The organism is Clavibacter lycopersici (genome assembly GCF_003576405.1).
GTDB classification, from domain to species: Bacteria; Actinomycetota; Actinomycetes; order Actinomycetales; family Microbacteriaceae; genus Clavibacter; species Clavibacter lycopersici.
Genome location: NZ_QWGT01000120.1, coordinates 1 through 8641, shown reverse-complemented (window position 1 = coordinate 8641; position 8641 = coordinate 1). Strand labels below are relative to the sequence as shown.

The window sequence follows — 8641 nt, the reverse complement described above, 5'->3', positions numbered from 1 at the left end:
CGCGGCCAGCGTGCGCCGGCCGGCCAGCGCGACCCGCACCAGCGCCACGAGCGCCACCGCGCCGAGCGCCGCCAGCGCGATCCCCATCAGCAGCGGGAGCGACCAGATCAGGTCGTAGCCGCTGGGCATCAGGATGCTGTCGTCCGTCCCGTCCATGCTCAGGCGGCCGGGCCGACGGGACCGGCGCCGGGCGCGTAGGACCCGCCCGCCGCATCGCCGTCCCCGTCGCGGTCGTCGGCCTGCAGCCGGGCGGTCTGCTCGCGGATGAGCTCGAGCCGCGCCTCCTGCAGCTCCGTCGTGACGAGCAGCGTGCGCCGCGCGGTGAGCGCCAGGCGGATGAGCACCACGAGCGCGAGCGCCCCCAGGGCGACGAACGCGAGGATCACGAGGATGTAGAGGGCGATGCCGATGCTGGCGCCGGAGTTGGAGATCATCCGTCGACGGTATCGGCCGAGCACCCGGCCGGGCGAGAGGGTCACCCGCACTGGGGTGGACGCCGACGGGCCCGGCCCCCGTGGAGGAGCCGGGCCCGTCGGGCGGGGGATGCGCGGGTCAGCGCACCGTCACGCCGGCGCTCGCCACGGCGGCCTGGTCGTACAGGTAGATGACGCCGCTCACGACCACCGTGACCGCGTGCCCGCGGTCCGCCGCCGTCAGCGTGTACGTCTTCGCGGTCGCACCCGGGATGACCTGCCCGTCGCGCTTCCACTGGTAGCCGAGCTCGAGCGACGCGGGCTTCCACACGCCGGACTGCGCGGTGAGCGTGCGGCCCACGGTCGGGTTGCCCGTGATCCGCGGGGTGCCCGCCGTGATGACGGGGGCGGCGACCTTCTTCGTCTGCCCCGAGGTGAGGGTGACCGGGACGTACCCGTCACGGGATCCGCGCACCGACACCGTGAGGCGGTGCCCGGCGTCGTAGGCCGTCACCGTGTACGCGGCTTCCGTCGCGCCGGGGATCCGCTCGCCGTCGCGCAGCCACTGGTACTCGAGCGTCACGGGCGCCGGCTGCCAGAGCCCGGTGCGCACGGTGAGGGTGGATCCGTACTCGACCGTCCCCACGATCGCGGGCGGCGGGGTGGAGGTGAGCGCCTTCGCGCCCGGCGCGCTCGCCGTGGTGCCCTCGACGTGCGCGGTGCGCCACACGTCCGGGATGGGGCCGTAGGTCAGGTCGAAGGCCACGCGCTTCCCGTAGCCGGGCGTGACGGTGACGGATCCGGTGGCGCCGACGTCCACGAAGGCGCCGCCGTCGACCTGGTAGAAGATGTCGCTCTCCTCGGGCGTGAAGCCGTTGAGGGCCGCGCGCACGTCCCAGCGGAACGTGACCGACGGGCCGTCCACGACGACCTCGGGCGTGTGGTCGCGGGGGGCGCCGACCGACCGCACCGCGGTGGGCGCGGACGCCGTGCCGGTGACGGGCACGCCGTCGACCGTCCCGGCGACGCGCACGCTGATGAGGTGGTCGCCGGCGGAGGCGGGGATGTAGACCTCGTCCTCGTCGCCCGTGACGCTGCCGGTCCCGTCCGAGAGCCACGGCCCTGCGCCGTCGAGCTGGTACTCGTAGCGGAGGCCCGAGTTGTCGGTGATCCCGCCGAGGTCCACCGAGATCACGCCGTGGAAATTCGCGTCCGTGCTGTAGTCGAAGCCGTAGCCGCGCACGGTGGGTGCGCCGATGACGATCGCGTCGGCCGTCGTGGACGAGCCGCCCGCGGGTGCGGGGGCGTCGGCCGCCTGGGCGGGGCCGACCCCCGCGAACGCGGTGCCGGCGGCGACCACGAGGCCGAGCGCGGTGAGGGGGAGTCGGCGTCCCCGGATGGTGTGGATCATGTGCGTTCCTTCTCTCCGGGGCTGCGCCGCCCCGCATCGATCCTCCCGACGGGCGCCCGCGAGCGCATCACCCCCGTACGGGTCGACGCGGCGTGCTAGGCGAGACCGCCTAACCGACCCGGCGGCCGGCGCTCACCGCGTCCCGGGAGACGCCGCTGAGCTGCGTGTACGCGCCCGTCACGCGGACGCTCAGCAGGCGTCCTCGATCGTCCTCGGTGATCGCGTAGGTGCTCGCGGTGGCGCCGGGGATGGGGCGGCCGTCGCGGAGCCAGGCGTAGGCGAAGGTCACGGGCGCGGGCCGCCAGGATCCCGTCCGCGCGGTCACGGTGCGCCCGACGGCCGCGACGCCGGTCACGAACGGGGAGCCGACCGTGATGACCGGCTGCGGCACGCGCGGCGTCGGCGCGGACGTCCGCGTCACGGACACGTAGCCGTCGCGGGCGCCGCGCACGGCGACGGTGATCCGCGCGCCGATCTGGTCGTAGGAGAGGGCGAACGTGCCGCCGGTCGCGCCGGGGATCGGCTGCCCGTCGGCGTACCACTGGTAGGCGAGGCGCACGGGCGCGGGCTGCCACAGCCCGGTGCGCACCGCGAGCGTGGTGCCGACCGACGGGCGACCGAGGATCGCGGGCGGCGGCGTGGAGGTGAGGGCCGCGGATCCCGGCGCGCTGCCGGTGGAGCCGATCGCCCGCGCGTACGCCCACAGGTCGGGCACGACCCCGTACGTGAGCTCGATCGCGACCGAGGCGTCGTACCCGGCGTCGACGGTCACGGATCCCACGGCGCCGGTGAAGACGAAGTCACCGCTCCGGTCGAGCTCGTAGAAGATCTGGCTGTCCTCGGGCAGGTTGCCGTTGAGGGCCTCGCGCACGTCCCAGCTGAATGTGACGCGGGTGCCGTCCACGGCCACCTGCGGCGTGTACGGCCGGGAGAAGCCGCTCGACCGCACGGGCTCCGGGGTGGTCGCCGCCCCGACGACGGGCACGCCGTCGATCGTGCCGGCGATCCGGATGCTGAAGAGGTGCGCTCCCGCGGACGCCGGCACGACCAGCGGACCCCCGAGGATCCTGACGGGCGGGGTGCCCTCGGTGAGCCAGGGACCGGTGCCGTCGAGCTGGTACTCGTACCGGAGATCGGAGGTGTCGGCGATGCCGGTGAGGTCGGGGGTCACGAAGCCGTCGATGGTCGGCTCGATCTCCGTGCCGTAGCCGGAGAACTCCGTCGTGGGCGCCGGGATCGTCACGGCGGCCTGCGTCGACGCGTCACCCGCCGGCTGCACCTGGGCGCCCGCGGGCGCGACGCCGGCGAGCGAGAGGCCGGTGGCGAGCGCGAGGCTCAGCGCGGCGGCCGTGAGGGGTCGAGTGCGTGCAGTGCGGATCATCGTCGAACCGTCCATCCTCGGGCTCCGTCGCCCGATGGTGCGCATCCTCGTCCTGTCCCCGGCTGCGCGCATCCCCCCGTTCGGGCGCGCGGCGCCGCGCGGGGCGTAGCGTGGATCCCGGCCCTCTCGCCTCCCCCGATCCCGCACGTCAGGAGCCCCGCCATGCCCACCGTCCTCCTCACCGGATTCGAGCCCTTCGACGGCGACACCAGCAACCCGTCGTGGACGGCAGTGCAGGAGGTGCGCGACGGCTGGGACGGCGACGCCGAGATCCAGGTGCGCCAGCTGCCCGTCGACTTCGCGCGGGTCGACGACGCGCTGCGGGCGGCGCTCGCCGAGGTGGATCCCGACGTCGTGATCTCCGTCGGCCTCGCCGGCGGCATCGAGACGCTCGAGGTGGAGCGCGTCGCGATCAACGTCGACGACGCCCGCATCCCCGACAACACGGGCTTCCAGCCCATCGACGAGCCGGTCGTCGACGGCGGCCCGGCCGCGTACTTCAGCACGCTGCCGATCAAGGCGGCGGTCGCGGCCGTGCGCACGAAGGGGATCCCCGCGGTCGTCTCGCAGACCGCCGGCACCTACACCTGCAACCACGTCTTCTACCTGCTGATGCACGAGCTGCGCGAGCGCCCCGGCACCCGCGGCGGCTTCGTCCACATCCCGTACTCGACGGAGGAGGCGATCGGCACCGACCGCCCCTACATGCGCATGGACCAGCTCGCGACGGCGCTCACGGCGGTCGTGAAGGCGACCCTCGCGAACGCGACCGACGTGAAGGTGGGCGGCGGCTCGCTCGACTGATCCCCGGCGGCGTCAGGCGACCCGCGCATCCGCCCCGCGCACCCGCGTCATCAGCAGCAGCCCCGCCAGCAGCACGATCACGATCCCGATGATCCCGAAGCGCGTGTCGCCCGTGATCGCCACCGCGATGCCGAACAGGCCCGGCGCGAGGAACGAGACAGCGCGCCCGGTGGTCGTGTAGAGGCCGAACATCTCGCCCTCGCGGCCGGCCGGCGAGATGCGCGCGAGGAACGTGCGGCTCGACGACTGCACGGGACCGACGAACAGGCAGAGGAAGAGGCCCGTCGCCCAGAAGCCGGCCTTGGCGTCGCCGACGGCCAGCACCGCGGATCCGCCGAGGATGAGGCAGACGAGCGAGACGAGGATGACGGGCTTCGCGCCGAACCGGTCGTCGAACCAGCCGGCCGCGAACGTGCCGATGCCCGCCACCACGTTGGCCGCGACGCCGAACAGCAGCACCTCGGTGGTGGTGAACCCGAAGACCTGGGCCGCGATGATCGCCCCGAACGTGAACACGGCGGCGAGCCCGTCGCGGAACACGGCGCTCGCGACGAGGAACACGATCACGCGCGGCGACTCCCGGTACAGCTCGGCGATGCGGCGGAACAGCGTGCGGTACGACGCGAGGATGCCCTGCCGCGTGCGCCCGGGCGCGGACGGGATCTCGGGCACGCCCACCAGCACGGGGATCGAGAACACGGCGCACCAGATCGCGGCCACGAGGATCGCGATGCGCACGTCGAGCGCGCCGCCCTCCGCACCTGACGGCAGCGCCAGCAGGCCGGACGCGCCGGGCACGCCGAAGTCGAAGAGGAACAGGCCGAGCAGGAGCGCGAGCAGCACGATGCCGCCCACGTAGCCCATGCCCCAGCCGAGGCCGGACACGCGGCCGACCGTGCGCGGCGTGCTCACCTGCACGAGCATCGCGTTGTAGTTCACGCTCGCGAACTCGAAGAACACGTTGCCGGTCGCGAGCAGCGCGGCGCCCAGCCACAGGTAGGAGGGCACGGGCTCCACGAACACCATGCCGAGCATCGCGAGCACCACGATGCCCGTGTTCACGCCGAGCCACAGGCGGCGGCGGCCGGATCCGTCGGAGCGCTGCCCGAGCACGGGTGCGAGCAGCGCGATGAGGAGGCCCGCGATCGTGAGCGCGAGCGAGATCACGCCGGAGGTGTCGGCCTTCGCGGCGACGAGCGCGGGGTTCCTGGTGTCGTCGCCCGCGGCAGCGACGATCGCGGGATCCACGAACAGGCTGCTCGCGAGGTACGTGCTGAAGACGAAGGTGGTGACCACGGCGTTGAAGGCCGCGGATCCCCAGTCCCACAGCGCCCACGCGGCGACCCGTCGGCGGGGAGGGGCGGCGGGCTCGTCGATGCGTCCGGGCGCGGCGGTGCTCATGGTCGCAACCTAGTCGGTGGACGTGTCGCGGCAGGGTCGGGGGCGATCCGGGCCGCCCCTACGCTGGCCCGATGGACGGACCCCTCGACGGCGGCAACATGAACCGCGTCGAGCGCGCGGGCGACACCGTGACACGCGACGCCGGCCCGTGGACCCCCACCGTGCACCGCTGGCTGCGGCACCTCGCGCTCGCGGGGGTCGAGGGGATCCCGCAGCCGCTCGGCATCGAGGGCGACCGCGAGCGGCTCACCTTCATGCACGGCGACGTGCCCGTCTACCCGCTGCCCGCATGGGTCTGGGCCGACGACGTGCTCGTCCAGGCCGGCCGCCGCCTCCGCGAGCTGCACGACGCGAGCGTCGGGTTCGCGCTCGACGGCGCGGTCTGGCAGTCGAACACCAAGGTGCCGAGCGAGGTGATCTGCCACAACGACTTCGCGCCCCACAACCTCGTCTTCGCCGACGGCCGCCTCACGGGCGTCATCGACATGGACATGGCCTCGCCCGGCCCGCGCATCTGGGACATCGCGTACCTCGCCACGCGCGCGGTGCCGCTCTCCGGCTCCCCGCAGGACGGCGCGCCCGGCATGGACGACGCCCGCCGCCGCGTCCACCTGCTCCTCGACGCCTACGGATCCGACGCGACCTGGGCCGACGTCCTCCGCGTCGCGATCCTCCGCCTGCACGACCTCGCCGAGATGTCGCTCGCCAAGGCCGACGAGCTCGGCAAGCCGCACCTGCGCGACGACGCCGCGTACTACCGGGGCGACGCCGCCTTCCTCCGCGGGATCCTCGACGCCGAGCGCGCGCACCCGGCCTGACGCCTGACGCCTCACGCCTCACGCGAGCGCGATCCGCCCCGCGACCTCCCGCAGCACGTCCGCGTCCTCGTACGCCAGCTCCATCGCGACCGCTTCGGCCACCGGGAACCACGCGACGCGCTGCCCCTCGGTGAGCCGGATGTCCTCCGCCGGCACGTCGAGCCGCGCGGTGAACGTGTGCTCGACCCCGTAGGAGCGCGTGCGCGACATGAGGTGCGTGACCCCCGCGGCAGGGATCCGCACGCCCAGCTCCTCCTCGACCTCCCGCACGATGCAGGCGAGGGGCGTCTCGCCCGGCTCGAGCATCCCGCCCGGGATCGCCCACATGCCGGGGAAGGGGATGGTCGGGATGGCGTCCCGCAGCTGCAGGAGGATCCGCCCGGCCGCGTCGACGAGAACGACCTGGCAGCCCTCGCTCACGCGGATGCGCCCGCGTCCGGCCCCTCGATGGTGTGCGCCGTCATCGCGATCGCGGCGCGCGCGATGTCCTCCGCCGTCTCCTCCGTGCCGAGCGCGGGGGAGGCCCGCAGAGCCACGGCGGCGGCCGCCTGGTAGTCGGCGGTCATGCGGCCGAGGGTCTTCCGTCCGGCGTCGGTGAGCTCGAGGAAGACGCTGCGGCGGTCCTTCGGGTTGGGCACTCGGTCGAGGTGCCCGGCGCCGACCAGCCGGTCGATCACGGCGGTCACCGCACCCGTGCCCATCGAGATCTCGGAGGCGAGCAGCTTGGGGGTCATGCGGCCGAGGTCGCCGACGATGCTGATCACCGTCAGGTCGGTCACGTTGACCCCGATGTCCTGCGCGATGCGGGTGCGCAGGTGGCGCTGCGCGGTCTCGATCATGTGCAGCGCGTTCGCGAGGGCCTCCACGGCCGCGGCGTCGTCGCGGCGGGGGGCGGTTCTCTCGGGGCTCATCTGGCGTGTCCCTGTGTCGGCGGATCCGGCGGGATCCGTGGGCGGTCCAGTGACTGTAACGCGCCCTCGCGGCACCGATCCGCTCCGCGAACGGCCTGACCCCCGCTGTGGGGGTATTGCGCGAATCCCGAGTAGCTGTATCTTCGAGTTACTTGCAAAGCGAGTCACAGAATCTCTCCCCGGGCTCACCCAGCCCCCTCTCCCCCCGATCCAGGAGCAAGACCATGTCGCACCACATCGCCGCCGCCGCCAAGACCAAGCGCGTCCGCTTCGCCCCCCTCGCCATCGCCACCGGCGTCGCCGCCGCCGTCCTCCTCTCCGTGTCGATGTCCGGCACGCTGTCGGGCTTCGTCGCCTCGATCACCAACGACACCAACACGGCGGCCTCTGGCTCGCTCGTCATGCAGGAGTCGCAGGCCGGCGCCAACGGCGCCCCGACCGTCACCTGCCTCAGCACGAGCGCGACCACCGGCGCCGACTCCAACGCCGCCACCTGCTCCACCATCAACAAGTTCGGCGGATCGACCACGATGATCCCCGGCCAGACGGTCACGAGCGTCGTCAACATCAAGAACGTCGGCTCCTCCAAGGCCTCGACCTTCACGCTGACCCCGGGCGCCGCCTGCGCGCAGACCAAGAACGGCACGGTCAACGGCTCGGCCACGGACTTCTGCTCCAAGCTCAACGTCGTCATCACCGCAGCCGGCAGCACCACCCCCGTCTTCACGGGCACCGCCGCGACCCTCGCCGGCTCCTCCGCCAAGACGCTGACCGCGCTCGCCGCGAACGCCAGCACCGACTTCACCTTCGCGGTCACGCTCGACTCCTCCGCCGGCAACACGTACCAGGGCCTCGGCGCCTCGCTGCCCCTCACCTGGACCTTCGCCAGCTAGTCCCCCTCCAGCTCCCCCCAGCTGGATCCCCCGCGGGGCCGCCGAGAGGCGGCCTCGCGCCCCTTCCCCCTCGAAGCCCCTGACCCGGGAGGCGCACCATGACCGACATCCAGGACAGCCCGGCCGCCCCCACGGCTGGCACCACGGCGATCGACGCCCTCGAGCTCGACCTCGAGCTGGAGATCGACCTGGATCTGGAGCTCGACCTCGAGCTCCTCGCCGAGGACCTGCGTGCCGAGGCGGCCGCCCCGGTCCTCCCGGCCGCCCCGGTCCTCCCTGCCCGGGGTGCCACCCGCCGCTCGGCGCGCACCTCCCGCGTCGTCCGCCGCCGCACCGTCGTGATGTGGGCCGCAACGGTCCTCCTCACCGCGCTCGTCGCGGTGACGCTCCTCTTCCAGGCGTCCGGCGGCCGCTGGTTCGTCGTGCAGACGCCGTCGATGGGCACCACGGCCCCCGTCGGCACGCTGCTGCTCACGACCCCCGTCCTCCTCGAGGACGTCCAGCCGGGCGACGTCGTCAGCTTCCACCCCTCCACCGCCCCGGACGAGACCTACACGCACCGCGTCATCGCGGTCGACGCGGACGGCCTCACCACCCAGGGCGACATCA

General features: G+C 73.4%; 10 protein-coding genes. 4 read left to right on the top strand and 6 right to left on the bottom strand.

Annotated features, from left to right (window positions below; translation table 11 throughout):
* Positions 1–158: 158 nt before the first annotated feature.
* The 3 genes from DZG00_RS09305 to DZG00_RS09295 form a co-directional block, all read right to left on the bottom strand.
* Positions 159–434: a hypothetical protein gene (locus tag DZG00_RS09305; protein WP_199688904.1), complete on the bottom strand. Its 276-nt coding sequence runs from the start codon at positions 432–434 to the stop codon at positions 159–161.
* Between the two features lie 118 nt (positions 435–552).
* Entirely contained in the window at positions 553–1824 is a 1272-nt protein-coding gene (locus DZG00_RS09300) for a hypothetical protein (protein ID WP_119381617.1), read from the bottom strand.
* 109 nt (positions 1825–1933) lie between these two features.
* A complete protein-coding gene (locus tag DZG00_RS09295; RefSeq protein WP_119381618.1) occupies positions 1934–3205 on the bottom strand; it encodes a hypothetical protein in 1272 nt (423 codons plus the stop codon).
* A 162-nt stretch (positions 3206–3367) separates the two neighbouring features.
* Between DZG00_RS09295 and pcp the strand changes: the two genes are divergently transcribed.
* Positions 3368–4009: a pyroglutamyl-peptidase I gene (pcp, locus tag DZG00_RS09290; RefSeq protein WP_119381619.1), complete on the top strand. Its 642-nt coding sequence runs from the start codon at positions 3368–3370 to the stop codon at positions 4007–4009.
* A gap of 12 nt (positions 4010–4021) precedes the next feature.
* On the opposite strand, the gene DZG00_RS09285 is transcribed toward pcp, so the two are convergent.
* Complete coding sequence (locus DZG00_RS09285; protein WP_119381620.1) at positions 4022–5410, bottom strand: MFS transporter; 1389 nt, start codon at positions 5408–5410, stop codon at positions 4022–4024.
* Between the two features lie 71 nt (positions 5411–5481).
* Here DZG00_RS09285 and DZG00_RS09280 point away from each other — a divergent pair, with 71 nt between their 5' ends.
* On the top strand, positions 5482–6228 hold the full coding sequence (locus tag DZG00_RS09280) for a phosphotransferase (protein ID WP_119381621.1): 747 nt from the start codon (positions 5482–5484) through the stop codon (positions 6226–6228).
* An 18-nt stretch (positions 6229–6246) separates the two neighbouring features.
* Here the strand turns inward: DZG00_RS09280 and DZG00_RS09275 are convergent, their stop codons facing one another.
* Entirely contained in the window at positions 6247–6648 is a 402-nt protein-coding gene (locus tag DZG00_RS09275; protein ID WP_119381622.1) for an NUDIX hydrolase, read from the bottom strand.
* Complete coding sequence (locus tag DZG00_RS09270; RefSeq protein ID WP_119381623.1) at positions 6645–7139, bottom strand: MarR family transcriptional regulator; 495 nt, start codon at positions 7137–7139, stop codon at positions 6645–6647. Before DZG00_RS09270 ends, DZG00_RS09275 begins: the two co-directional genes overlap by 4 nt.
* A gap of 224 nt (positions 7140–7363) precedes the next feature.
* Between DZG00_RS09270 and DZG00_RS09265 the strand changes: the two genes are divergently transcribed.
* Complete coding sequence (locus DZG00_RS09265; RefSeq protein ID WP_119381624.1) at positions 7364–8032, top strand: hypothetical protein; 669 nt, start codon at positions 7364–7366, stop codon at positions 8030–8032.
* 98 nt (positions 8033–8130) lie between these two features.
* Positions 8131–8641: S26 family signal peptidase (locus DZG00_RS09260; protein ID WP_147359963.1), on the top strand; the 511-nt coding region annotated here is incomplete at its 3' end.